Source organism: Nocardia sp. NPDC050630 (assembly GCF_044457245.1).
Classification (GTDB): Bacteria; Actinomycetota; Actinomycetes; order Mycobacteriales; family Mycobacteriaceae; genus Nocardia.
The window spans coordinates 26,978-50,975 of sequence record NZ_JBITGN010000006.1; the positions used below are offsets into that span (position 1 = coordinate 26,978).

At 66.2% G+C, this 23,998-nt stretch carries 25 protein-coding genes; 5 read left to right on the top strand and 20 right to left on the bottom strand.

Features of this window, described 5'->3' with window-relative positions; genetic code table 11:
• Window positions 1–2: 2 nt before the first annotated feature.
• Entirely contained in the window at window positions 3–1,199 is a 1,197-nt protein-coding gene (locus ACIBG0_RS17175) for a tyrosine-type recombinase/integrase (protein ID WP_397033472.1), read from the top strand.
• A 29-nt stretch (window positions 1,200–1,228) separates the two neighbouring features.
• Here the strand turns inward: ACIBG0_RS17175 and ccsB are convergent, their stop codons facing one another.
• The 7 genes from ccsB to hemL form a co-directional block, all read right to left on the bottom strand.
• Window positions 1,229–2,197, bottom strand: a complete 969-nt coding sequence (ccsB, locus tag ACIBG0_RS17180) for a c-type cytochrome biogenesis protein CcsB (RefSeq protein WP_397033474.1) — start codon at window positions 2,195–2,197, stop codon at window positions 1,229–1,231.
• Window positions 2,198–2,199: 2 nt separating this feature from the next.
• Window positions 2,200–3,837 carry a cytochrome c biogenesis protein ResB gene (locus ACIBG0_RS17185; RefSeq protein ID WP_397033476.1) on the bottom strand — a complete coding sequence of 546 codons (1,638 nt, stop codon included), beginning with the start codon at window positions 3,835–3,837 and terminating at the stop codon, window positions 2,200–2,202.
• Window positions 3,834–4,670 carry a cytochrome c biogenesis CcdA family protein gene (locus ACIBG0_RS17190; RefSeq protein WP_397033478.1) on the bottom strand — a complete coding sequence of 279 codons (837 nt, stop codon included), beginning with the start codon at window positions 4,668–4,670 and terminating at the stop codon, window positions 3,834–3,836. The genes ACIBG0_RS17185 and ACIBG0_RS17190 overlap by 4 nt, the downstream gene beginning before the upstream one ends.
• Entirely contained in the window at window positions 4,670–4,879 is a 210-nt protein-coding gene (locus ACIBG0_RS17195) for a hypothetical protein (protein ID WP_397033480.1), read from the bottom strand. The genes ACIBG0_RS17190 and ACIBG0_RS17195 overlap by 1 nt, the downstream gene beginning before the upstream one ends.
• A 62-nt stretch (window positions 4,880–4,941) precedes the next feature.
• Entirely contained in the window at window positions 4,942–5,565 is a 624-nt protein-coding gene (locus tag ACIBG0_RS17200; RefSeq protein WP_397033482.1) for a TlpA disulfide reductase family protein, read from the bottom strand.
• Window positions 5,562–6,179 carry a histidine phosphatase family protein gene (locus ACIBG0_RS17205; protein WP_397034061.1) on the bottom strand — a complete coding sequence of 206 codons (618 nt, stop codon included), beginning with the start codon at window positions 6,177–6,179 and terminating at the stop codon, window positions 5,562–5,564. The genes ACIBG0_RS17200 and ACIBG0_RS17205 overlap by 4 nt, the downstream gene beginning before the upstream one ends.
• 302 nt (window positions 6,180–6,481) lie before the next feature.
• Window positions 6,482–7,819: a glutamate-1-semialdehyde 2,1-aminomutase gene (hemL, locus tag ACIBG0_RS17210; protein ID WP_397033484.1), complete on the bottom strand. Its 1,338-nt coding sequence runs from the start codon at window positions 7,817–7,819 to the stop codon at window positions 6,482–6,484.
• A gap of 190 nt (window positions 7,820–8,009) precedes the next feature.
• Here hemL and ACIBG0_RS17215 point away from each other — a divergent pair, with 190 nt between their 5' ends.
• The gene (locus ACIBG0_RS17215) at window positions 8,010–8,390 is read left to right on the top strand and encodes a hypothetical protein (protein WP_397033486.1); all 381 of its coding nucleotides are present in this window, start codon (window positions 8,010–8,012) and stop codon (window positions 8,388–8,390) included.
• Window positions 8,391–8,397: 7 nt separating this feature from the next.
• Here the strand turns inward: ACIBG0_RS17215 and ACIBG0_RS17220 are convergent, their stop codons facing one another.
• The 5 genes from ACIBG0_RS17220 to hemB all read right to left on the bottom strand — a co-directional run bounded on the left by ACIBG0_RS17220 (window position 8,398) and on the right by hemB (window position 12,343).
• Window positions 8,398–8,643, bottom strand: coding sequence for a hypothetical protein (locus ACIBG0_RS17220; protein WP_062983729.1), 246 nt, complete (start codon window positions 8,641–8,643; stop codon window positions 8,398–8,400).
• Window positions 8,644–8,995: 352 nt separating this feature from the next.
• The gene (locus ACIBG0_RS17225; RefSeq protein WP_397033488.1) at window positions 8,996–9,262 is read right to left on the bottom strand and encodes a hypothetical protein; all 267 of its coding nucleotides are present in this window, start codon (window positions 9,260–9,262) and stop codon (window positions 8,996–8,998) included.
• Window positions 9,259–9,795, bottom strand: coding sequence for a hypothetical protein (locus tag ACIBG0_RS17230; RefSeq protein ID WP_397033490.1), 537 nt, complete (start codon window positions 9,793–9,795; stop codon window positions 9,259–9,261). The genes ACIBG0_RS17225 and ACIBG0_RS17230 overlap by 4 nt, the downstream gene beginning before the upstream one ends.
• Window positions 9,796–10,127: 332 nt before the next feature.
• Window positions 10,128–10,538, bottom strand: a complete 411-nt coding sequence (locus ACIBG0_RS17235; protein ID WP_397033492.1) for a hypothetical protein — start codon at window positions 10,536–10,538, stop codon at window positions 10,128–10,130.
• A gap of 827 nt (window positions 10,539–11,365) precedes the next feature.
• On the bottom strand, window positions 11,366–12,343 hold the full coding sequence (gene hemB / locus ACIBG0_RS17240; protein ID WP_397033494.1) for a porphobilinogen synthase: 978 nt from the start codon (window positions 12,341–12,343) through the stop codon (window positions 11,366–11,368).
• Window positions 12,344–12,559: 216 nt separating this feature from the next.
• On the opposite strand from hemB, the gene ACIBG0_RS17245 reads away from it, so the two are divergent.
• Entirely contained in the window at window positions 12,560–13,375 is an 816-nt protein-coding gene (locus tag ACIBG0_RS17245; protein WP_397033496.1) for a tetratricopeptide repeat protein, read from the top strand.
• A 760-nt stretch (window positions 13,376–14,135) separates the two neighbouring features.
• A complete protein-coding gene (locus ACIBG0_RS17250) occupies window positions 14,136–14,414 on the top strand; it encodes a hypothetical protein (RefSeq protein ID WP_397033498.1) in 279 nt (92 codons plus the stop codon).
• Window positions 14,415–14,750: 336 nt separating this feature from the next.
• Here ACIBG0_RS17250 and ACIBG0_RS17255 read toward each other — a convergent pair whose 3' ends face one another.
• The 5 genes from ACIBG0_RS17255 to ACIBG0_RS17275 form a co-directional block, all read right to left on the bottom strand.
• A complete protein-coding gene (locus ACIBG0_RS17255; RefSeq protein ID WP_397033499.1) occupies window positions 14,751–16,313 on the bottom strand; it encodes a uroporphyrinogen-III synthase in 1,563 nt (520 codons plus the stop codon).
• 73 nt (window positions 16,314–16,386) lie between these two features.
• Window positions 16,387–17,424, bottom strand: coding sequence for a hydroxymethylbilane synthase (hemC, locus tag ACIBG0_RS17260; protein WP_397033501.1), 1,038 nt, complete (start codon window positions 17,422–17,424; stop codon window positions 16,387–16,389).
• Window positions 17,421–18,890 (bottom strand): glutamyl-tRNA reductase, encoded by a 1,470-nt coding sequence (locus ACIBG0_RS17265; protein ID WP_397033503.1) that lies wholly within the window; start codon window positions 18,888–18,890, stop codon window positions 17,421–17,423. The genes hemC and ACIBG0_RS17265 overlap by 4 nt, the downstream gene beginning before the upstream one ends.
• A 73-nt stretch (window positions 18,891–18,963) precedes the next feature.
• Window positions 18,964–19,785 carry a redox-sensing transcriptional repressor Rex gene (locus ACIBG0_RS17270; RefSeq protein ID WP_397033505.1) on the bottom strand — a complete coding sequence of 274 codons (822 nt, stop codon included), beginning with the start codon at window positions 19,783–19,785 and terminating at the stop codon, window positions 18,964–18,966.
• Between the two features lie 251 nt (window positions 19,786–20,036).
• Window positions 20,037–20,297 carry a glutaredoxin family protein gene (locus tag ACIBG0_RS17275; RefSeq protein WP_063045342.1) on the bottom strand — a complete coding sequence of 87 codons (261 nt, stop codon included), beginning with the start codon at window positions 20,295–20,297 and terminating at the stop codon, window positions 20,037–20,039.
• A gap of 129 nt (window positions 20,298–20,426) precedes the next feature.
• Between ACIBG0_RS17275 and ACIBG0_RS17280 the strand changes: the two genes are divergently transcribed.
• The gene (locus tag ACIBG0_RS17280) at window positions 20,427–21,437 is read left to right on the top strand and encodes an HAD family hydrolase (RefSeq protein ID WP_397034062.1); all 1,011 of its coding nucleotides are present in this window, start codon (window positions 20,427–20,429) and stop codon (window positions 21,435–21,437) included.
• On the opposite strand, the gene ACIBG0_RS17285 is transcribed toward ACIBG0_RS17280, so the two are convergent.
• The 3 genes from ACIBG0_RS17285 to ACIBG0_RS17295 all read right to left on the bottom strand — a co-directional run bounded on the left by ACIBG0_RS17285 (window position 21,434) and on the right by ACIBG0_RS17295 (window position 23,843).
• Window positions 21,434–22,465 (bottom strand): lysophospholipid acyltransferase family protein, encoded by a 1,032-nt coding sequence (locus ACIBG0_RS17285; RefSeq protein ID WP_397033507.1) that lies wholly within the window; start codon window positions 22,463–22,465, stop codon window positions 21,434–21,436. The two genes, ACIBG0_RS17280 and ACIBG0_RS17285, sit on opposite strands and share 4 nt — an antisense overlap.
• A complete protein-coding gene (locus tag ACIBG0_RS17290; RefSeq protein ID WP_397034063.1) occupies window positions 22,462–23,493 on the bottom strand; it encodes an NAD-dependent epimerase/dehydratase family protein in 1,032 nt (343 codons plus the stop codon). The genes ACIBG0_RS17285 and ACIBG0_RS17290 overlap by 4 nt, the downstream gene beginning before the upstream one ends.
• A 248-nt stretch (window positions 23,494–23,741) precedes the next feature.
• Window positions 23,742–23,843: a 30S ribosomal protein bS22 gene (locus ACIBG0_RS17295; protein WP_003402602.1), complete on the bottom strand. Its 102-nt coding sequence runs from the start codon at window positions 23,841–23,843 to the stop codon at window positions 23,742–23,744.
• Window positions 23,844–23,998: the final 155 nt, after the last annotated feature.

A 23,998-nucleotide genomic window follows, 5' to 3' on the forward strand; every position in this document is an offset into this window, starting at 1 on the left:
CCATGACCGCACGACGGAACCGCCGGGCCGGAGTCGAAGACCTCTGGACCAAGGACGAACGCCAGCCAGACGGCACGGTCCGGCGCGTTCCGTCGAAGCTCGACGGCAAGGGCAAACGGTGGCGCGCCCGCTACGTCGACGACACAGGGCGCGAACACACCAAACGATTCGCACGCAAGACCGATGCGCAAAGGTGGCTCGACGGCCAAGTCTCCGCGCTGGTTCAGGGCACCCATGTCCGACCTCGAGACGCACAACGGACAGTCGCGCAGTGGTGCGAGGCGTGGCTGAAAGGCTACGCAAACCAGCGCGACAACACCGTTCAACTCGCGAAATGGCATGTGCGGAAGATCAACGCCGAGTTCGGTAGCACTCAGCTGTCGGCGGTGCGGCCCTCCGCGGTCAAGGAATGGACCGCGAAGCTGAAAGCCGAGGGGCTCGCCGACAGCTACGTCTACTCCTTGCACAGCCGGTTGTCCCAGATCCTCGGCGACGCTGTACATGACGGGCTCTTGGCTCGGAACCCATGCTCGCGGCGGACGTCCCCGCAGGCCGGACAGCAGAAAGTCTATGTCGCGACGACCGAACAAGTCTGGGCACTTCACGACGCGATGCCTCGACACCTACGAACCGCGGTCTTACTCGGCGCATTCGTCGGGCTTCGGATCGCGGAAGCGGCGGGCCTCCGCTTCGACGATGTCGACTTCGACGGCGCCATGGTCTACCCGCAACGACAGTGGCCGGACAAGCCGCTCAAGACGAAGGCCAGCTACAACCCTGTGCCGATTCCCGCCGAGCTGGTCGACATGCTCAAGGCATCCGCCGCTCGATCCGGCGACAACCTCGTGTGCGACGAACTCTGCAAGCCGGTGTCCCCCTGGGTAATCGGATGGAACCTGCGCGGCATAAAGGAGGAGATACCCGGACTCCCGGAAGGGTTCAGCTTCCAGGACCTCCGCCACTACTACGCATCCCTCCTGATCAGCCAGGGCGCCGACATCAAGACGGTTCAGACCCGAGTTCGCCACGGGAGCGCTGTGACGACATTGCGCTACTACGCTCACCTTTGGCCGGACGCGGACGAATCCACGCGAACCGCGGTCGCTGGCGTACTACGGGACCGGCTGCAATCTACTGCGTACTCACTGCGTACCGAGACGCCGACCACCTCGGGCGGCGACTCCGCCGACAATCGGTAATCAGCAGCTCAGAGCAACTTTTTTGATCCTCAGTTCAGCCCGGCATATGAGTGCAGGCCGCTGATCACAATGTTGATGATGAAGAGGTTGAAGAGCATCGCGACGAAACCGGCGACGTTGATGTACGCGGCTTTGGTGTCGCGCCAACCGGAGGTGGCGCGGGCGTGGAGGTAGGCGGCGTACAACACCCAAGCTATGAAGGAGCAAGTTTCCTTCGGGTCCCAGCCCCAGAAGCGGCCCCAGGCGGCTTCGGCCCAAATGGCACCGAGGATTACGCCGGCGCCGAAGAGGGGGAAGCCGATGATGGTGGTCTTGTAGGCGAGGCGGTCGAGGGTGCGGGCATCGGGGAGGCGGCGGGCGATGGTGCCGAGGATGTTGTCGGATTCGGCGCCTTCCGGCTGGCGCAGGCGATAGAGGAACAGCAGGCTGGCGATGCCGGAGACGAGGAAGACGCCGCTGCCGATGCTCACGATGGTGACGTGGATGGGCAGCCAGAACGACTTCAGTGCGGGCACGACAGGTGCCGCGTCGGCGTAGAGCACGGTGCCGGCAAGGAACAGCAGGATCAGAATCGGGACGAGCAGGAAGACCCACATCGAGCGGTAGCGCTGTTCGCGCAGGAACACCATGCCGACCACCGCGGCCGCAGCGGTCGCCATGGTGACGAATTCGTACATGTTGCCGAGCGGGAAGCGGTGGGTCGCGAAGCCGCGCAATACGATCGAGGTCACATGCAGGACGATGGCGACGAACAGCACCGAGAACGCCATATTGCCAGCGCGTTCGGCGAACGGTTTGGCCTGCGGCGTCTCGACCCGGCCGGGCCCTGCCGGACGATCGGAACCACCACCCGCGGTCACCAGTTCACGCGCGACGACCTTCTGCGTGCGCGCCGCCGCGTACTGCACGATCAGCAGCACCAGCACCAGCGCGTACACGACGATCGCCGATTTGAAGGCGAGATCGCTGTACTGGGCGATGGTCTCGTCGATCGGCATGGTCACTCTCCCGTGGCGGATCGGTCATCGAGCAGGCGTTTGCGCAGGCGGTCGAATTCGCTGCCCCAGCCCGCCTGATCGGTTCTGGCGAGCCCGCCCATCTCTACTACAGTGCGTCGTTTGTCAACGGTACCTGCTTCGCCATCGGCCGGGTAGCCGCGGATCCAGACGCGTCGCCGCTTCACCAGCAGCGACACCAGCAACCCTGCCATCATGGCCAGCGCACTCACCAGCACCCACTGCTGCGCCGGATCGTGCGATACCTGCAGATTCACGAATTCCTGCGCGCCGTCGAAGGTGACCTTGGTGCCATTCGGCAGCGTCGTCGACTCGCCGGGACGCAGGTTGACCCTGGCCTCCTTGGTCAGTCGCCCCTGCTTGACCTGTTCGGGATCCAGCGCGAACAGCGACTGCGGCTTACCGGTATCGAGACCGGTGTCGCCACGATAGACGTCCACCGCGACGGCCGGATCGTTCATCGTCGGGAACGACGAGGTGAGCAGGCTCCCGTGCAAAAGCGCGGTCGGCGCGAACAGGCCCTCGATGGCGATCTGGTTCTTGCGGCGCTCTTCGTCGGTCGCGTACATGCCACCGGGCGGATCGATCCGCAGCACACCGCTGGACAGGAAGGTCTGCGCATTATCGGGCCGCCACTGCACCGATTCGGTTCGGGTCTGCCCGTTCGGGAAGGTCACGGTGAACGTCGGCGCGAAACCGTGACCCTGCAGGTACAACCGGTCCCCCGCGACGCGCAGCGGATGGTTCACCTGAATCTGCGCATCGCGCCAGGTGTCGCGCTGCAGATCGCCTCCGGCCTGGTATTCGATATGCGAGGTGAACATCTCGGCCTGGCCGTTCTGCAGATAGTCGGCGTTGAAGTCCTTGACGCGTACGCACAATGGCGTCATACCGGTGCCGTCGTTGATATTGCCCGCCTTGAACGAGTCGAAGACGGCGGGCGAGGTTGTGCAGAAGCCGGGACCGTTGTTCGCGATGACGATCACGCTGCCCTCGTAACCGAACAACTTGCCGACCGCGATCGCGACGAGCAGCCCGACCAGGGCCAGGTGGAAGACGAGGTTGCCGAGTTCCCGGGTGTACCCCTTCTCCGCGGAGAGGGTTATCTCACCGTCGCGAGTGCCTTCGCGCACCTCCGTCCGCCAGCCGCGCAATTCCTTGCGCGCATGCTCGAGCACGACATCCGGGGTGCCGTCGATCGTCTCGGAGTAATGGTGCGGCAGTCGCGACAGGTTGCGCGGCACCCGAACCGGCGGGGTGCGCAGTGCGCGATAGTGGTCGAGACAGCGCGGCAGAATGCAGCCGACGAGCGAAATGAACAGCAGCGCATAGATCGCGGTGAACCAGAAGCTGGAGAACACGTCGAACAGCTGGAACCGGTCCATCCACGGCCCGAGTGTCGGGCGGTCGGCGATGTACTGATCGACCTTGCCCTCATTGAGATTTCGCTGCGGCAGCAGTGCACCCGGGATCGCGCCCAAGGCAAGCAGGAACAGCAGAACCAGAGCGGTACGCATACTGGTCAGCCCACGCCAGGCATTGCGCACGAGCGCCCAGGCACGCCCGAGCAGAGACTGCTTCGGCGGCGTCACCGGCGCCTCGGGTTTGTCGAGCACGGTCATATCGGCAGGGTCACCTCGGAAACGAATGCGTCGCGCACCCAGGCCACGAACTGGTCCCACGCGCCCGTGACCAGCGCGATCCCGACCGCGACGAGCAACATGCCCCCGATGATCTGAATGGTGCGCGAATTGCGCCGCAGCCAACCGACCCCGCGCAACGCGCTCGCCGACCCGAAGGCCAGGATCACGAACGGCAGGCCGAGGCCGAGGCAGTAGGCGACGATCAGCGCCACTCCACGCACGGCCGTCGTGCCCTCGGTCCCGGCCGAAACCGCCATCACCCCGGACAGCGTCGGCCCGAGACACGGCGTCCAACCGAGCGCGAAGACCGCACCGAGCAGCGGAGCGCCCACAATACCGGTGAGCCTGCGCGGCTCCATCCGGGTATCGCGCTGCAACGCGGGGACCAGACCGATGAACACCAGACCCATCAGGATGGTGACCACACCGCCGACCCGTTGCAGCAGTTCTCGATTCACGTTCAAGGTCTGGATGACGCCGAAAACCGTTGCGGTGGCGAGCACGAACACCACGGTGAAGCCCGCGACGAACAGACCGGCCGCACCGGCCACTCGGATCCGACCCGTACGTGCCGCAGCCCTATCCACCGAAACCGCTGCGCCACCAAGGCTTTTGGCCTGCACAGCAGTGGCGGGCGGCGCTTCGGCGCCGACCAGCCCGGCCAGATAGGACAGGTAACCCGGTACCAGCGGCACCACACACGGCGAGGCGAACGAGACCAGTCCGGCCAGTACGCACGCACCGAGCGCCAATAACAGCGGCCCCGTCGCCGCCGTCTGCTGGAACGAATCACCAACTGCGGCAAGCACCATCAGTCGGACTCCACCGGGGGTCGATCAGCTCGCTCGGGCACCGGTGCGGCTTCCGGTGCGAAGTCCATCATGGAATCGGCTGCGGCGCTGCGCGGTACGGCGGCAACGCCGACCCACCGGTCATCGACCGTCCAGACACCGCGAACGAGACGGGCGGCCTGCCGCGGGCGACAGGCACGCGGGCTACGAGTACGGCGATCGCGATTCACGATTGCACCTTCCTACCGCTCGCTATCGAGCGGGACGTAATTACGGCATGGGGCCGAACGAGTCACTGCGAACCTTCCGCCGCAATGCGTTCGACAACTGGTTGGAGGTCTTCCGCCAAGAGCGAGCGGAGGAAGACAGCGGCGACCCGATGTTGCCGATCCAGCACCAGCGTGGTGGGAATGACACTGGTCGGGAAGTTGCCGCCGAGCGCGAGCAGGGTGCGCATGGACGGGTCGTAGACGGACGGATAACCGACCTTGTTGTCGACGACGAAGTCCTGCGCCTTGTCCTGCTGGAAATCACGGACATTGATGCCGAGAAAGACGACGCCCCTGTCCTTGGTTGCCTCGTAGACCTTTTCGAGCGCGGGCGCCTCGGCGCGGCACGGCCCGCACCACTGCCCCCACAGATTGAGCACGACTACCTTGTCCGGGAAGTCGGCGACCGAGGTGGTCTTGCCCGAGGTCATCAGATCCGGCCCGGCGAGCTTGCCGATGGTGCCACGCGCGGCGGGCGGATCATAGAAAATATCGGTTTTGCCACCGGGCGAGACGAATTCGAACGTTCCGCCGGAGGCCACCGCATCCTTCCCGGTCGAACAACCCACGAGCGCGGCCACCAGGGCCACGCACGAGAGCAGGACCGGCGCGAAACGCCGGGCCGACGGCCGGGAAGAAGTTCTCATGCGCCGTGCACCGCGGGATCCGAACCGCCGGCGGGCTCGGAATAGACGATGTCGACGAGGGTGTCGCCCTGATAGACCAGCGAGGTCAGCGAGGCGAGCGAGCACTGCCGGTGCCGCGGATCGTGCCAGAGCCGCTGCCCCTGCAGGAACCGCCGAAGCGTCCAGACCGGCAGCTGATGCGAAACCAGCACCGCCTCGTGGCCGGCCGCCTCGACCCGGGCCTTATTGACCGCGGCCAGCATGCGGTGCGCGATCTGCAGATACGGTTCGCCCCAGGACGGGGTGAACGGGTCGCGCAGCTTCCACCAGTGCCTCGGCTTGCGCAGCGCACCGTCACCGACCGAAACCCGCAGGCCCTCGAAAGTATTACCGGCCTCGATCAGGTTCTCGTCGGTGCGCACGAGCAGCCCGTGCTGGCGCGCGATCGGCTCGGCGGTCTCCTGCGCACGCTGCAGCGGCGAGGCGATCACCAGTGCGATGTCGTGATCGGCCAGCGACCGCGCGACGGCACCGGCCTGCGACCGACCGGTCACCGACAGGCTGAACCCGGGGAGGCGACCGTAGAGAATGCCCTTCGGGTTGTGTACCTCGCCGTGTCGCAGCACATGCACGATGGTCTCGACTGAATCGTCATCGACCGCGTGGACCGACTCCGCACCGCGCGGACGGGTGACGGTGCCGGAGGTACGTGGCGACGCGACGGCGACAGACTCTTCGGTCTCGTCGGAATCAGGCCGGCCGACGGCCTCGGCGGTGACACCGGATGCGGCAGCGTCGCCGGGCTGCGCGGCAAGGCCGGATTCGTCGATAGCGCTCGACTGCTCGGACGCACCGGCATCGGATGCGACAGCGGCTTCCGCGTTGTCGACGGCGATATCTGGTAGTTCGCGCATTTCTGAATCTGGCTGGTCGGAGCTCACGCGCGGGATCCTTCGGGGGTGGCGGCCGCGGCCGCATGTGCGGCGGCGGGCAGGGCGGCGGCGATACGGTCGAATGCGTCCTCGTCGAGCGCCGCGGAGACGAACCATGCCTCGAACGCGCTCGGCGGCGCGTACACACCGCCGTCGAGCAGTGCGTGGAAGAAGGCGGGGAAACGCCAGGTCTGGCTGGCTTTGGCGGTGGCGTAGTCGGTGACCGGACGGTCGGCGAAGAACACGCTCACCATATTGCCCGCGAACTGGACCTGATGCTCGACCCCCGCGGCACCGAGTGCCTCGGTGAACAAGCCGCCCAGTCGCTCGGCATTGCGATCGAGTGCCGCGTACACCGCGTCATCGGCGGCACGCAGCGAGGCGAGCCCAGCGGCGACGGCGACTGGGTTCCCGGACAGGGTGCCCGCCTGATACACCGGACCAAGCGGCGCAAGGTGATTCATGATCTCGGCGCGTCCGCCGAATGCGGCGGCAGGCAAACCACCGCTCATCACCTTGCCGAAGGTGTAGAGATCACCGGCGACACCGTCGCGGCCGAACCAGCCGGACCTGCTCACCCGGAATCCGGTCATCACCTCGTCCATGATCAGCAGCGCGCCAGCATCGGCGGTCAGCTTGCGCAGGCCCTCGTTGAACCCGGGCAGCGGCGCGACCGCACCCATATTGCCCGCGGCCGCCTCGGTGATCACACAGGCGATTTCACCCGGATGCGCGGCGAATGCGGCGGCAACGGCCTCGATGTCGTTATACGCCAGCACGATGGTGTCGCCGGCCTGCGCGCCGGTGACTCCGGGGGAGGTCGGCAGGCCGAGCGTCGCGACACCGGAGCCGGCATCAGCGAGCAGAGCGTCCACATGGCCGTGGTAGCAACCGGAAAACTTGATGATCTTGGAGCGACCGGTGTAGCCGCGGGCCAATCGGACCGCGCTCATGGTCGCCTCGGTGCCGGAGTTGACCAGTCGGACCCGATCGACCGGCGCCATCCGTTCGGCGATCAACTCGGCCAGTTCGATCTCGGCCTCGGTCGGCGCGCCGAAGGATAGTCCGCCGACGGCCGCGCGCTGCACCGCCTCGACCACCTCGGGATGCGCATGGCCGAGGATCATCGGCCCCCAGGAGCACACCAGGTCGACATATTCGTTGCCGTCGACATCGGTGAGTGTGTAGCCCTTGGCCGATGCGATGAATCGTGGTGTGCCGCCGACGGACTTGAAGGCCCGCACCGGCGAATTCACACCACCCGGAATCACCGAAACGGCCCGGTCGAAGAGCTGAGCCGAGACCGGCACCGATGCCCTGGTCGCGCGCGGAGAAGAACTCACGACGTCCAGTGTCTCAGCCCGATTGGAACGAGTCGACGACAGGGTGTAGTCGAGTGACGCAGACCGCACGCACCGCAGCCTCTTCAGTGCAACACGCCGATCATGGTTGGGGCCGATATCGGTCGCCGACCGATTACTGATGCGTAATCTCGGTGGGTCGTCGCACCATCTAGCCCATCGGGAGGGTCCAATGCGGTTCGCCGTCATCAGCGCCACGCTCTTCGCCGCGCTCACCGCCGCCGTCGCCTTCGGCGCCGGGACCGCAGCCGCCGCAGATCCGGTCAGCCAGCCCGACCGGATCGGGCTGCATCTGAATCACGAGGAGACCACGGCCCTCGGCGATGGACCAGTGCCCGCATTGATCACCATGGTGGTACCGCTCAACCGGATCGGCGCCGGGCTCAAGAGCGACACCGAGATCTACCGCGACGAGAACGGCGGAGTGCACGCCTCATTGCGCGAGGTCATCATGGAGGCGGCCAGCCATCCCGACGGCACCGTCACCCTGTACCTCAATGCGCCGGGTACGAAGGACGGCCGCATGCTCGACATTTATCAGAGCTGGAATTAGCGGGAACTCAGGTGTACATGCACGGCGCCGAAGCCGAGATGGTGTGCAGCTGGCACATGAAGTTGTTGTACACACCCGCCGAACCCGAATCGGGCACGAAGATCGGCGCGGGTTGGGACACCTCGGTCTGAGTGTCGGTCTGGGCGGCGGGCTCCAGCGGCAGTCCCGGCGCGGCCCATGCGGGCGCCGCCCCGATCGCGGCTGCCACCACCACCGCAGCGCACACTTTCCCGGCAAAACGAATCACAAGCATTTCTCCCAGTCGACACCATTCGGATACCGGCCGAAAGCATAACGGCCACAACAGTATTCACTGAATGCCGACCGATGCACCTTGCGGCTGCGGCACTTGCACGGTAGTGCAGTCGCCGCCGATGCGCCAGGGCACGTCTCGTACCGGCCGTTGCGCCCGAGCGTGATACGGCGCTACGCGGTGACGCCGACGCAGAACAAGGCGAAGCCGGTTGTCAGCAGACAGGCCAACGGGACAGGCAGCAGATTGAGTAGCGAAAACGATGGGATTATCGGCATCATGCCCGCGATCATCCCGCAAAATTCGCGACCGAACAGGCGCGGCGATCTGGATCGCCGGTGATTGCCCTGATTCAGCGCGAACCCGCGGCACGCACCGTGCGCGCGACGGCATCGATCGCGAACACACCAGCCACCATCATCAGGAAAGTGGCCAGCACCAACCACGGCGCGCTGTAGCGGGTGGAGTCGAAGCCGGGCACCTCGCCCGACGGCGCGAAGGTGGTGGTGATCAGCCCGTTGCGCCAGCTCACCACCGCGAGGACCGCACACCCGAGCGCGAGCGTCAATTCGACCAATGCCGCAAGCATCCGATCACCGATCGCGATCAAGCGCGTCAACGCTCCGCTCCGTTCTCGCTGTCTTCGATTTCCTCGGTCCGCGTGGACGGATCGACTTCGGTCCCGCCGAGTGCTTCGGTGAGCGCGGCCCGCAATCCGCGGTGGTCCTTCGCCCACGCCTGCACCAGTTCACCACCGACGAGCCGCAGCCCGATCCCCTTGCGTCGGCGTGGCACTCCACTCAGTTCGCCGAGCGAACGCGCCGATTCCCAGTCCTCATCATCCCAGGTGTCCTCGTCCCGCTCCGGCAGCACCGCGTCGATGGACGCCAGTGGCAGGGTCTCGGTGCCCTCGCGCAGCGTGTCGGGGGTCAGCTCGACGCTCACGTGCCGCTGCCCCGCGATTACCTGCAGGACAACGAAACCCGCGATCAGCGCGGCACAGAAAATGAGGGCGAACCAGTGCACCTGGTCAGCGGTCACCAATTCCAGAATCAACACGATCAGGCACAACAACGGCCCGTAGGCCACTGAACGCCAGCGCGCGCCCGGTTCGGCGAACAAGATGGTCGCGCCAGCTCCAGAAGCCGTCACAACATGCCCCCGGTCGCGCCGAGCGCGGCGACGGGAATCGACATCCGGCTCCTGATCAGCCGACCGCGCCGGGCAACAGCAGCACGGCGACGGTGACCAATGCGAACAGGACCAGCAGGCTCAGCACGAGCAGATCTCGTCGAATGCTCTGCGGCTGTTGGATCACCACTCGCATCGATGCCTCCGATCTCCCGGAGCCATCTGCTCGACGTACTTACAAAACGTAAGTCAACGCGTGACAAATGACTTCCGGTTCCCATGTCCTCTGTGACAACCCTCACGATACATGCTGCCGATTTCTTGACAAACTCGCGGACCGCTCCAGCCGCCGTTCACCCGCGATTCATCTGGAAGTACGCGGTCGAGTCCGGACGGTGACTCAGATACACCGCACCCGCCGCCAGCACGCCCTGCACGATCGCCGCACCACCGGCCAGCAGCGAGGCCGCCCCGGTCACCGCTTCCAGCGCGAACAGCGTGCCCACCGCGACCAACACGAGCCAGACGCCGACTGCGTTCAGCAGCGTGCGCGCCCATAGCTTTCCACGCACGAGCTGGTGCACGAACAACAAAGCGAATGCGGCCAGCGCCAACCCGAGCACCACGGCGACCACAAAGGCCAACGAAACCATCAGCTCGGCATTGGCCATCGTGAAATTCGGATCGCTGACATGCACCTGGTCGAACATCTTCTGCGCGAAATCCTTGCGCTGCTGAAACGCCGCGACGACCGACCCGATCATCTGCAGAACGCCGAACGCAATTACGCCCCACCACAATTGCCGGGCCGTCCGAATATCCTCCGGAGGTTCGGGCCGTAGCCGCGGCGGCCCGACAATTGGCCTGTTCGGGTGCGGTCCTGGTGGATACATCCGAGGCGGGTACGGCATAGGTGGATACGCCCCCGGCGGAATCGCACCCTGTGGCTGCGGCCCAGGCGGATACGGCATAGATGGATACGCCCCCGGCGGAATCGCACCCTGCGGCTGCGGCCCAGGCGGATACGCTCCCGCGGAACCAGGGCCATACGGATCCGCCTCCGCCGGATCGTGCACCCCCATTGGACTCGGACCGGGCGGATGCACTCGAGCCGGACCCGAACCGTGCGGCTCCGCTCCCATCGGCCTCGGACCGGGTGGGTTCGATTCAGGCTCCCCATGCCCGGCCGACCCGGCATCCTGCGAAGACCCAGCACCCTGCGGCCCAGACGGATACGTCCCGACCGAATGCGCACCCTCCGGAACGGGCTCCGCAGGATCGATCCCCGGCGCATCCACTCCAGGCCTGTGCGCATCGGCGCCCTGCGACAACGCCTCACCCGACTCAGCACCCCGCGGCCCGGACCGATACACCCCAGCCGAAAGCGGACCCTCCGGAACGGACTCCGCAGGATCGAGCCCGGGAGCATCCGCCCCTTGCGGATTCGCACCGGGCGACTTCGCCCGGCCCGACCCACGCTCCAGCGAATTCGAACCACCCGGCTCGGAGGATGACTGCGGCGTCGACTCCGACTCCAACGACTTCGGACTGCCGGACTCCGACTCCGGAGCCTCGGGTCTGGACGGATTCGTCACGACAGCCAGTGCGCGGCCTCGGTCGCCCAGTAGGTGAGCACCATATCCGCGCCGGCCCGGCGGATGCCGATCAGCGATTCCAGGATGGCGGCGCGGCGGTCGATCCAGCCGCGCTCGGCGGCAGCGGTGATCATCGCGTATTCGCCCGAGATCTGATACGCGGCGACCGGCACCGTCGATTGGTCGGCGACATCACGCAGGATGTCCAGATACGACATCGCGGGCTTGACCATCACGATGTCCGCGCCCTCGGCCAGATCCAACTGCAGTTCCCGGATCGCCTCGCGGCGATTCGCCGGATCCTGCTGGTAACTGCGCCGATCCCCTTCCAGCGAGGAGGCAACCGCCTCACGGAACGGACCGTAGAACGCCGAGGCGTACTTCGCCGCGTAAGCGAGGATGCCGGTATCGATGCGCCCGACCGCGTCCAGCCCGCGCCGGATCGCGCTGACCTGACCGTCCATCATGCCGCTGGTACCGAGCAGATCCGCACCGGCTTCGGCCTGCGCGAGCGCCATCTCCACGTACCGATGCAGGGTTGCGTCGTTATCGACGGCTCCGTCCGCGGACAGCACCCCGCAGTGCCCGTGATCGGTGAATTCGTCCAGACAGGTATCGGCCATGACCACCGTCGAATCGCCGACCTCGTCCGCGAGCGCGCGCAGACCCCGGTTGAGAATCCCATCGGGATCGCTGGCTTTGCTGCCGGTGGCGTCCTTGTCCTCGGGCAGCGGCACACCGAAGAGCATGAGCCCGCCCACACCCGCGGTGACCGCCTCGACCGCCGCCTTGCGCAGCGAATCCATCGAATGCTGCTGCACGCCGGGCATGGAGCCGATCTCACGCGGCTCCTCCAGTCCATCGGCGACGAACATCGGCAGCACCAATTGCCGTGGCTCGAGAGTTGTTTCGGCCACGAGACGACGCAGGGCGGGGGTGCGGCGCAACCGCCGCGGGCGGTCCAATCCGGTCATAACCGCACGATACGCCCGGCGCGAATGCGAGCCGCAAGCGGCCGATCGGAGGACGCCACATCATCCACGTTAAGGATGTGTCGAGGATTCGATAAGCCCGCTGCGCGACACTGCGGACCAGCCGGTGGTCGCCGGTGATTTACCGATGCTCGAAGAGTGCGGTGCGGGGGGGCGCATGATGGTGGGGAGTGGCCGGTCTTGTTCCAGGAGTACGTGATGACCGAATTCGCGATGCCACCGCGGCGACCCACCGATTGGGAGGGTCTACGCAGACTGGCGCGCGGCGGGGATCCGGGGGTGATTCTCCAGTTGGCGCAGCGGCTATCCGAGGCGGGTGACACGGCCGAGGCCGAGCAATGGTTCCGACGCGCAGCCGCTCACGGCAGCGGACCGGCCATGGCGGGCCTGGGCGCATTGCTCGCCGCCGATGGCCGGATCTCGGATGCGATTCGCTGGCTCGAGTTCGCGATCGCGGCGGGTTGTCCAGGGGCGGATCAGCAGTTGGGCACGTTGTATTTGGAGCGCGGGAATCTCGACGCCGCCGAGCTGTGGTTCCTGCCAGCGGCCGAGGACGGGCTGCCGGAAGCGCTGTGCAATATGGGCGTTGTCGCGAGTCGTCGCGGTGTCGACAATGAGGCGCGGCACTGGTACGAGCGTGCGGTGCGCGCCGGAAGTGCAACGGCCATGCGCACGCTCGGGGTGTATCTGGCGCGCGATGGTGAAATCGAAAGGGCGGTCACGCTGCTGACCGAGGCGGTCCGCCGCGGTCGCGATGACGCCATGGCCGTGCTCGGCGCGATCTTCCTCGACCACGGCGACTGGGTCGAGGGCGAGCGGTGGTTGCGCCGCGGCGCCGAGGCAGGAGATGCCGATTCGATGTTCCAGCTCGCGCGATTCCTGCGCGAACAACAACCCGTGCACACAGACAATTCCGCGGCAAAAGCCAAGGCGCACAAAGACGCCCGCTACTGGCTCGAGCGCGCCGCCACGCTGCGCCACCCCCAAGCGCTCGAACTCCTACACGGCCTCTGAACGCACACTGCGAACAAATCACCGACCGGGCGCTCGTCTCGCCGCCGGCAGCGCATCTCCCAGCCGGGCACACCATCTCGCCGCAGGCCACCACTCCTTCTCACAGCCGAGCACAACCATCTGACCGCCGTGCACCGCATTGCACAGCCGAGCACCGCATCGCACTGCCGGGCACACCATCTCGCTGCCGAGCACCACATCGCACTGCCGAGCACACCATCTCGTCGCAGGCCACCACGCCATCTCACAGCCGGCATCGCATCGCATAGCCAGGCACACCATTTCGCCGCAGGCCACCACGCCATCTCACAGCCGGGCCTCGCATCGCACAGCCAGGCACACCATCTCGCCGCAGGCCACCACGCCATCTCACAGCCGAGCACAACCATCTGACCGCCGTGCACCGCATCGCACTGCCGGGCACACCATCTCGCTGCCGAGCACCACATCGCACAGCCGAGCACACCATCTCGCCGCAGGGCATCACCCCATCTCGCCGCAGGGCATCACCCCATCTCACAGCTGGGCACCGCATCGACTGCCGGGCACACCATCTCGTCGCCGAGTACCACCCGTCTCACAACCGGGCACACCGTACCGGAGGTGTCCGGCTCGAACGCGGGGTACCGGAATCACCGCAGTTGACCGCAGCGTCCGAAAGCCCTTGTGAGCGGGCGTTTTTGTCGGTGGGTAGGAGTAAAATCGAAGCTGTGTTCGAGGGGATCGCTCCGGTTCCCGATCGCGACGGGAGGACGCCAACGTGCCAAACACCGCACCGAAGTCGAAGGTTATTGATCGGCCCTATGTTCCGCTGCAGAAGCGGCCGCTGCCCGCCGGGCGACCGCGCAAGTGGTACATCTCGCACAATCGGCGGCTCAAGGCCATGCGGCTGACCATCGCCCTGCTGGACTCCGGAATCTATCTGCCGAGCCAGGCCAGTAACGAAAAGATCCGGCGCACAGCCGAACTCATCGATATCCGCCCGCCGTCCGACACCACCTGCCGGTTGGTGCGGACCCTGATGCGCTACAGCCGCTGACCAACGGAGCTCGGCGGTTGCGGCGGCTCCGGTTGTGCGGCGAGGGGCCGCCGCTAGCGACTGCTTGCAGGTCACTCGAAAGGTCAGCTAGCGACTGCTTGCACGCCGCTCGAAAAGATCAGATAGCGACTGCTCGCAGGCCGCTCGGAAAGCCCTGCCCTCGCCGCCCAACCAGGTATGCCACGGATATCTAGCGGCTGCGGCGGCTCTTCTTGCACGGCGAGGGGCTCCCGCTAGCGACTGCTCGCAGGCCGCTCGAAAAGGTCAGCTAGCGATTGCTTTCAGGTCGCGTGGAAAAGCCTGCCCTCGCCGCCCAACCAGGTATGCCACGGATATCTAGCGGCTGCGGCGGCTCTTCTTGCGCGGCGGGGGCAGCAGACCCTCGGCGCGCAGTCGAGCCGCATGCTCGGCCAGCGCCTCGACCAGCGGGCCGACCTGGGCGACCTCCGGCTGCACATCCACGCGCAGCCCGAATTCGATGGCCGTCTCGGCGGTCTTCGGGCCGATGCACGCAACGATGGTGCGCGCATGCGGTTTACCCGCGATACCGACCAAATTGCGGACCGTGGAGGACGAAGTGAACAGCACCGCGTCGAAGCCACCGGTCTTGATCATCTCGCGGGTCTCGGCGGGCGGCGGCGAGGCGCGCACGGTGCGGTAGGCCGTTACGTCATCGATTTCCCAGCCGCGGTCGCGCAGGCCTTCGGCCAGGGTTTCGGTGGCAATGTCCGCGCGCGGCAACAGGACTCGGTTCACCGGGTCGAAAACATCGTCGTAGGGCGGGAAGTCGGCGAGCAGGCCTTCGGAGGACTGTTCGCCGCTCGGCACCAGCTCCGGGTTGATGCCGAACGAGCGCACCTTATCCGCGGTGGCTTCACCGACGCAGGCGATCTTCACACCGGAGAAGGCCCGTGCGTCCAGACCGAATTCGGCGAACTTCTCCCACACCGCTCGCACCGCATTGGTGGAGGTGAACACCACCCACTGGTAGCGACCGTCGACCAGCCCCTTGACCGCGCGCTCCATCTGCGCCGGACTGCGCGGCGGCTCCACCGCGATAGTCGGCACCTCCATCGGGATGGCGCCGTGGGTGACCAGCCGCTCGCTCATCTCGGCGGCCTGATCCTTGGTGCGCGGCACCAGCACGGTCCAGCCGTACAGTGCCCGCGACTCCCACCACGACATCTTCGACCGCTGTGCGACCACCTTGCCGATCGTCACCACCAGCGGGCCAACCAATTCCGAGGCCGCGCTATTGAGCGTGGCCAGGGTGGCCTCGATGGTGCGCTGTTGGCGGGTGGTGCCGCGCACCGTCACCGCGACCGGGGTCTGCGGCGCCATACCGTGTTCGACCAGTGCACTCGCGGTTTCGGCCAGATGACCCGAGGTCGCCGACAGCACCAGCGGGCCGGGTGCGGCGGCCAGTGCGGCCCAATCGACCTCACCGCGCACATCGGCCTCGGTGTGTCCGGAGCCGAGCGCGATACCGGCGAAACTCGGCACCGCGGAACCATTGGGCAGCCCCGGCAGCACCTCGAAGACCATATGCGAGCGCGTCACCGCATTGACCTCGGCGATCACCGAATCGGTGGTCAGCGGATCACCCGCGACTACCCGGATCACGTCGTGGCCACCGCGGGCCTCTGCGATCAGCGTCTTGGCCACCTCAGCGGGATCGCCGAGCGCGGGCCGTACGTCCACCGGACGCTCACCGTCCTCGCCCGGTTCGACCGCGATACCGATCAGGGCGAGCACGCCCTTGTCGACATCGGGATCGGTGAATGCCAATGTCGCCCGCCCCAGCACCTCGCGCGCACGCACTGTCAGCAGTGCCGCGTCGCCGGGCCCCGACCCGACAAACAGGATCCGACCTGGATGCTTCTTGTGCGCTCGGCTCATGCCCGTACCTCGCTAGCGCTCGGCACGGGCATGCCCGAAGGCGCTGTGCTCTTGATTCGCTCGCTGCGCTCGCTCATTGGTTTTTCTCCATTGGGCTGGAATTGGAAAAGTCAGTGCGCGGGTTATCCGCTGCTTCCGGCGTGCTGAGCAACTCACGGGCGCCCAGATCGAGCAGTTCCCGGGCCAACTCGCGGCCGAGCTCCGCGGCGCGCTCCGGAGCGCCGACCACGGAGGCTCGCAATACATCGGAGCCGTCGACGGCCGCCGCGCAACCGCGCAGCGAGAGTTCGTCGATAATTCTGCCGTCATCGTCGAGTGATTCGACGACCTCGGCGATCGCGCCGATCGGCACGGTGCAACCCGCCTCCAGTTCGGCCAGCAACGACCGTTCGGCAATGACGGACGCACGGGTCGCGGCGTCGTCTAGTTCGTCGGTCAGCACCTTGATCAGTTCGCTGTCTTCGCTGCGGCATTCGACCGCCAACGCACCCTGTGCGGGCGCGGGCAACATCTGCACCGGCTCGAGCGCCTCGGTGACCACGTCGAGCCGACCGATTCTGGCCAGTCCGGCCCTGGCCACCACGACCGCGTCCAACTCGCCCGCGCTGACCTTGCGCAGCCGGGTGTCGAGATTGCCGCGCAGCGGCACGATGTCCAAGCCGAGTCCGAGGGCACGCAGCTGGGCCGCACGGCGCGGCGCCGAGGTGCCGACCTTGGCGCCGGCAGGCAGTTCGCCGAGTACCAGACCGTCGCGCGCGACCAGTGCGTCGCGCGGATCCTCGCGCGGCGGGATCGCGGCGATGGTGAAACGCGGATCCTGTGCGGTCGGCAGGTCTTTGTACGAATGCACCGCGATGTCGATATTTCCGGCAGCTAGTTCGTCGCGCAGTGCCGAGGTGAAAACGCCCACACCGATCTGCTGCACCGGATCCGAGGACAGATCGCCCGGGGTCTTGACGACCACCAGCTCCGCCTCGTGTCCGGCCGCGATCAGGTTGTCGCGGATGGTGCCCGCCTGGGTAAGGGCGAGCAAACTGCCTCTGGTGCCTATCCGCCATGGCACGCGATTGCTGCCTGCGGTCACGTTTTCCTCTTCCTGCACGACTGTCATGCCGTCTGCCCCTGTTCTTCGCCGCGGTGTCCGGCGGTGAAGTCGTCGGCCAGCGCGATCTCGCTGCCGCCGACGATCGCTTGCGGGTCGACCGAAACATCGCCGAGGAAGCGAATCGCGGTGTGCTCGTCGCTGATCGAACTCAGCTCCATCGGAGCCGCAACCGCTTGCGCCGCACCGGGTTTGAGCTCGAACAATTCCCGCAGCGCCTCGGCATAGGTATCGCCGCCCGGCGTGGAGGCCAACTGTTTGACGCGCACCGTCGGCGCGTGGAGCAACTTGTCCACCACGCGCCGGACGGTGCGCGCCACCTCGTCACGTTCTGGATCGGCCAGTCCGGGCAGTCGGGAATCCAGGCGCAGCAATTCGGCCTCGACCACCTCGGCCGCGCGCTGGCGCAGGGCGGCGACGGTCGGGGTGACCTCCGCCATGCGCTGGCCCGCAAGGTATTTCGCGAGTTCGTCGGCGACGATCGAGCGAGCGGCCGCGGTATCGTCGGCGGCCGCACCGGCCGCCGGATCGCGCTGCAATGTCTCGATATCGATAACGGTGACGCCGGGCAGTCCGGCAACGGCGTGTTCCACATCGCGCGGCAGACCGAGATCGCAGAACACCAGCGGCCGTTCGACCTCGCTGGCGCGCTCGCGTTCGGCGAGTGCGCGGTGGGTATCGGCCAGCGTCACCACCGCGCCGACCGCGCCGGTACAGGTGATGACGACATCGGCAGCCGCCATGGCTTCGGTCAGGCGCGACAGTTCCATCGAATGCGCCTCGACACCGTGACTGCGCGCGGTCGTGGCGAGCCGTTTGGCCCGGGACGACGTGCGATTCACCACGATGATGCGGCCGATGCCCGCCCGCGACAGATGCGCTACCGCGAGTCCGCCCATCGCTCCGGCCCCGAGCACCACGGCCGTCTGCCCGGCGAGCGAGCCGAGCACCTGCTGCGACCGATCCAGGGCGACCGAAACCACCGACGCACCGGCCCGGTCGATACCGGTCTCCGAATGCACCCGCTTGCCGACGCGCAGTGCGTGCTGTGCGAGTTCGTGCAGGGTTCGCCCGACGGCCTGCTGGGCATCGGCGGAGGCGTAGGCGCCGCGGATCTGGCTGAGCACCTGCTGCTCGCCGATCACCATCGAATCCAGACCGCTGGCCACCGCGAACAGGTGTTCGGCGGCGGCCTCGCTGTAGCGGACATAGGCGTGCTTGGTCAGATCCGGCAGCGGCAGTCCGGAATGTTTGGTGAGCAGTTCGCCGACCTCGGCGAGACCACCGTGGAAGGCGTCCACCACGGTGTAGACCTCGACGCGATTGCAGGTGGAGACGATCATCGCCTCGGACACGTGGCTGGAGGTGAGCAGTCGATCGATCAATTTCGGCCGGTCCGCATCGGTGATCGCGACCTTCTCCAGAATCGAGACGGGCGCGCTCCGATGCGAAATACCGACTAAAAGAATGCTCATGACCGCGCCTCGCTAGCGCTCAGCCCCGTCATGCGTATGGCGCGCTGGCACATGATTCGATCGCTGCGCTCTCTCATGGTGTAACCACCGATCCCTTGCTGGATGGCTCCGTTGCCGAATGCGAGGTCGTCGAGTGCTTGAGTGCCGGATGTCCGGCAGCAGTGTGCGCGGGCGCGCGGTGGGCAATGCGACCGGAAACGGCGTGCACTACCTCGGGCAGCGGCGGGGCATTGCGTGCGGTCTCGAACGACAGCATCTGCAACTCGACCGCCAGATCGACCCGGCGCACCTCCACCGTCTCCGGTGCGGTCAGCTCACACGGGGCAAAGCTCAGAATCGACTGCAACCCGGATGCGACCAGCAGATCGCAAACGTCCTGTGCCGCGTCGTCGGGCACCGCGAGCACCGCGATGGTCGGCTTCAACGCGTCGACCGCCGGTGCCAGATCGGCGACATCGCGCACCACCAGACCGGCGACCGAGCGGCCGATCACCTCGGGATGGTTGTCGAACATGCCGACGACTGTGAAACCGCGCCGCCGGAACCCCCCGTAGCCCACCAGAGCCCGGCCCAGATTTCCCGCGCCGACCAGCACCACCCGATGTCCCTGCGACAGCCCGAGCACATCCTCGATCCTGGTGCGCAACTTGGCGACGTCATAGCCGACACCTCGAACACCATTGGGGCCGAGGAACGAAAGGTCCTTGCGCAACTTGGCCGAATTGACACCCGCCGCGACAGCCAGTTCCTCACTCGATACGATGGCAACACCGTCGTCGGCCAACATGGCCAAGACCCGGAGATAGGTGGCCAACCGCGCCACGGTGGCCTGGGGGATGTCCTTCTGCAGAGCCCTGCCGGAGACGCCACTCGGCGCCTCATGCTGCTCTGTCACGTCGTCGGCTCCTCGTTCCGGCCTCCGGCGAGGTCCGGTTCGTCGTTCGACCTCGGGCTCGGGGCGGTCCGGTGCCATGGTCGAAGTATTCGGAATGCTGGGTTCATTACGCGGTGGATCCGCAGCCTCGGCGAGCGGGTCGCGTGCCACCACCGTAACCGCTTGTGCAGCCCTTCACAAAGTCGGTGAATTTGACCTCATTTTCCGCCGCGACCAGCAGCGCGGCGGAATCAGGCCGGATCAGCAATCCCTCAGCGAGTCAAGTCGGCCCGCAATCGGGGCTCGTCGACATCGAAATAGCTGTGTTCACGGCCGTCCAAAAGCACCACGGGAAGCCGATCGCCGTACTCCGCGCGCAGGCCAGGGTCGGTTCCGGCGGCTTCGTCGACATCGACGGTGGACGGCTCGATATCGAAATCGGCGCAGATCGCCCGGAGTTGCTCGAACGCGGTGACGCAGAGTCCGCAGCCCGATCTCGTCAGCAGTGTCACCGAATGTGTGGGATTGGTCATGGCCGATATTAAATCCCCTCGCCACGCCCCGATCGGAGCGCGCAGTAGTGCCTTAACTGTCACCGCGGCCAGCTAATGTGGTTGTGGTTCGCGCGACGGGCGGAGGTACTGGTGCCGGAACGATCGAAGGTGGCAAGGGCAGGTTTCATCGCGGGACGATTCGGTGAGTTTCCGGTGCGGTGGAATCAGGGTCGACTCGGCCAGGGTCTGCAGGACCAGCTCGCGCGCATCTCTCGCAGCCCGTTCGGCCCGAGCGAGGAAGAGCTGCGGGCCAATCTGGCCGGTGAGGCCAGTGCTGAGGCGGCGCTGTCGCTGCACGATGCCGAACTCGCCGAAGCCGATATCGAGACCACCGGGCCCGAGGTGCCGCGGGATCTGACCGCGGCGGCGTTCTTCGATGTCGACAACACCATGGTGCAGGGCGCCTCGATCGTGCATTTCGCCCGCGGCTTGGCCGCGCGCAAATACTTCAAGACCTCCGATCTGGTGGACGTCGCCTGGAAGCAGGTGAAATTCCGGGTCACCGGCAAGGAGAACAGCACCGATATGGCCGCGGGCCGGGAGAAGGCGCTGGCATTCATCGCCGGCCGCCCCACCGCGGAGCTCGCCGCGCTCGGCGAGGAGATCTACGACGAGATCATCGCCGACAAGATCTGGCCCGGCACAAGGGCTTTGGCACAGATGCACCTGGACGCCGGACAGCAGGTGTGGCTGGTGACCGCGACGCCGGTCGAGCTGGCGCAGGTCATCGCGAAGCGGCTCGGGCTGACCGGTGCGCTCGGCACGGTCGCCGAGAGCGTGGACGGAAAGTTCACCGGGCGACTGGTCGGCGATATCCTGCACGGCCTCGGCAAGGCGCATGCGGTGCGCACGTTGGCGATCCGAGAAGGCTTGAACCTCAAGCGTTGTACGGCCTACTCCGACAGCCACAACGATGTGCCGATGCTGTCACTGGTCGGCACCGCGGTGGCGATCAATCCGGATTCGGACCTACGCGAGGTGGCCAAGAATCGCGGCTGGGAGATCCGTGATTTCCGCACCGGACGCAAGGCAGCCAAGATCGGCGTGCCGACCGCGCTGGCACTGGGCGCCGCCGGTGGCGCGGTCGCCGCGGCGGTCACCCGGCGCCGCGAGCACTAGCCAGTGAACGGGTTGCGGCGCTTGGTGAGCAGCTTGTAGAGGGTCTGCTGAATGGTTTCGCGAACCTGGTCGGTGACCTCGAACATGGTCATCGGATCGTCCGCGTCCTCGGCCTCGTAACCGGTGGTCGCGATCGGCTCGCCGAATTCGATGTACCACTTCGACGGCAGCGGCAGCGCACCGAGCAGACCCAGATGCGGGAACAGCGGCGTCACCGGGAAGTACGGCAGATTGAGCAGCCGGGCCAGCGGCTTGATATCGGCCAGCTTCGGATAGATCTCCTCCGAGCCGACGATCGAGCACGGGATGATGGGCGTGCCGGTGCGCACCGCCGCCGCGACGAATCCGCCGCGACCGAAGCGCTGCAGCTTGTAGCGGTCGGTGAACTGCTTACCGACGCCCTTGAAGCCCTCCGGAAATACACCGGTCAATTCGCCTGCGCGCAAAAGCCTTTCGGCATCCGGATGGCAGGCCAGGGTGTGTCCGGCCTTGCGGGCGAGCACACCGAGCACCGGCGTTTCGAAGACGAGATCGGCGGCTAGCAGGCGCAGCGCGCGTTGCTTCGAATGCCGGTCGTGGATCGCCAGTTGCAGCATCAGTCCGTCGAGCGGGATGGTGCCCGCGTGATTGGCGACGATCAGCGCACCGCCGGCGTCCGGAATGTTCTCGATCCCGTTGACCTGCACCCGGAACCAATAATCCGAGAGCGGCCGCAGCGCGGGCAGGATCAGCGATTCGAGCAGATGTTCATCGAAGCCGAATTCGTCGATCTGATAGTCGCCGGTGAGCCGACGGCGCGCGAAATCCGCGGTAGTGCGGATCTGCTTGCCGATGGCGCCGCGCACCATATCCGACACCGAACGCGGCGGCGGGGGTTCAGCGGCCGCGAGACGTTCGGTCAGCGACGTCACCACCTGACTTGGCGTGGCCTCGCCGGTCAGCGGCTCCGGCCAGCGGCGCGGCGTGGTCCGCTGGCGTGTTTCGATATTCAGATCGTGGAGTTGGATGACTTTTGCTACGTCATTCATGTATGTGCTCCCGTACCGGCCCCGAGCAGGCCGAGCAGTTTATGTTCTGCGGCATCGATCCACGCTGGATCGATGACGGGCCGCGACGCTGCGCCCCCAATGAAGTCGTCGAATGCCTGCACCGTCGTCCAGCGCGGGACGAACCCGAGTTCGGTGCGCATGCGGGTGGTGTCGAGGCCACAGCCGAAATGGAAATAGTCGATCTGCTCACTGGTGAAATCACGCATGATCGGGCCCATGATCGCGCGGCCCGCGGTGCGGAAGACCAACCACGGAATCGGCAGCTCGATCCGGCCCGCACGCCGGATCGCCTGCGATAGCACCAGCGCGCCGTCGCCGGCGATGTTGTAGGTGCCGCCGGGCGCCTGCCGTGCCGCGTGGGCCATCGCGGCGATGGCGTCCTCCTCGTGCAGCAACTGCAGTCTGGCATCGCGACCGAGGACGGTCGGCGCGACCGGTGAACGCAGGTACTGCACACCGCGCCGGGCCAATCGCGGGCCGACAATGGGCGCCAAACGCAAAATCGAAGCGGCGATATCGGGGCGCCGCCGAGCGAGTCCGCGGACGAATCCTTCGATTTCGATCATGTCGCGAGCAAACCAACCACTCGGTGGGGTTCGCGCGCTCATTTCTTCGGTGAATTTGGCGGGATCCTTCGCACTGCATCCGTAGACCGCGGAAGTCGAGCGCACCACCACGCGCCGCACCGAAGGCGATTTCTGGCAGACGGCGAGCAGCTGCATCGTGCCGAGGACATTGAGGTCCTTCATCACCGCACGGCCGCCGCCGGACGGTGGATGGGTGAGCATCGCGGCATGGACAACGGTATCGACCTCGTTGCCGCCGATTACTTTGCGAATCAAAGGATTTCGAATATCGGCGCGGACGAATTCGGCACGGCCCATGCGCCGTTGCAGTTCACGACTGGGGGTCATGGTGTCGACGGCCAGGATGCGTTCGATGTTCTGATCCTGGGCCAAACGGGCGACCACGTTGCCGCCGAAGAATCGGCTGGCACCGGTCACCATAACCACTTTGGGTGTATGTCCATCCCTTATCTCAGAACCCACCGCACCGGATCCCAACTGTGACAGCCCCCAATTCTGTTTACCGCGGTATCAGAGTAGCCGCTCGACTGCGATGCGCAGAGGGTATTAACCAGGTTCTAACGATGACTTCAGTCACCTGATACATGAGCAACTTTCAAAATTCGCTGTTTCAAAAAGAAAAGCCCGCCACCAATCGGTGACGGGCCTCTCAGCTAACGCGTAGCGACTCACTTGCCGAGTTTGCGCCGCTGAACACGCGTGCGGCGAAGCAGCTTGCGGTGCTTCTTCTTCGACATGCGCTTGCGGCGCTTCTTGATCACAGAACCCATAGGGTTGTCCTCGCGTTCTCTCTACTCGGCGCGCACGCCAATCACGTACGCCTATTTCAGCGTCCGCGCCGCCAGCTGGCACCGGACACCACAAAGCGGTGCCGCCGACAGGCGCACACGAACCGAGGGCTCATCCTACCGGGACACCCTCGAGC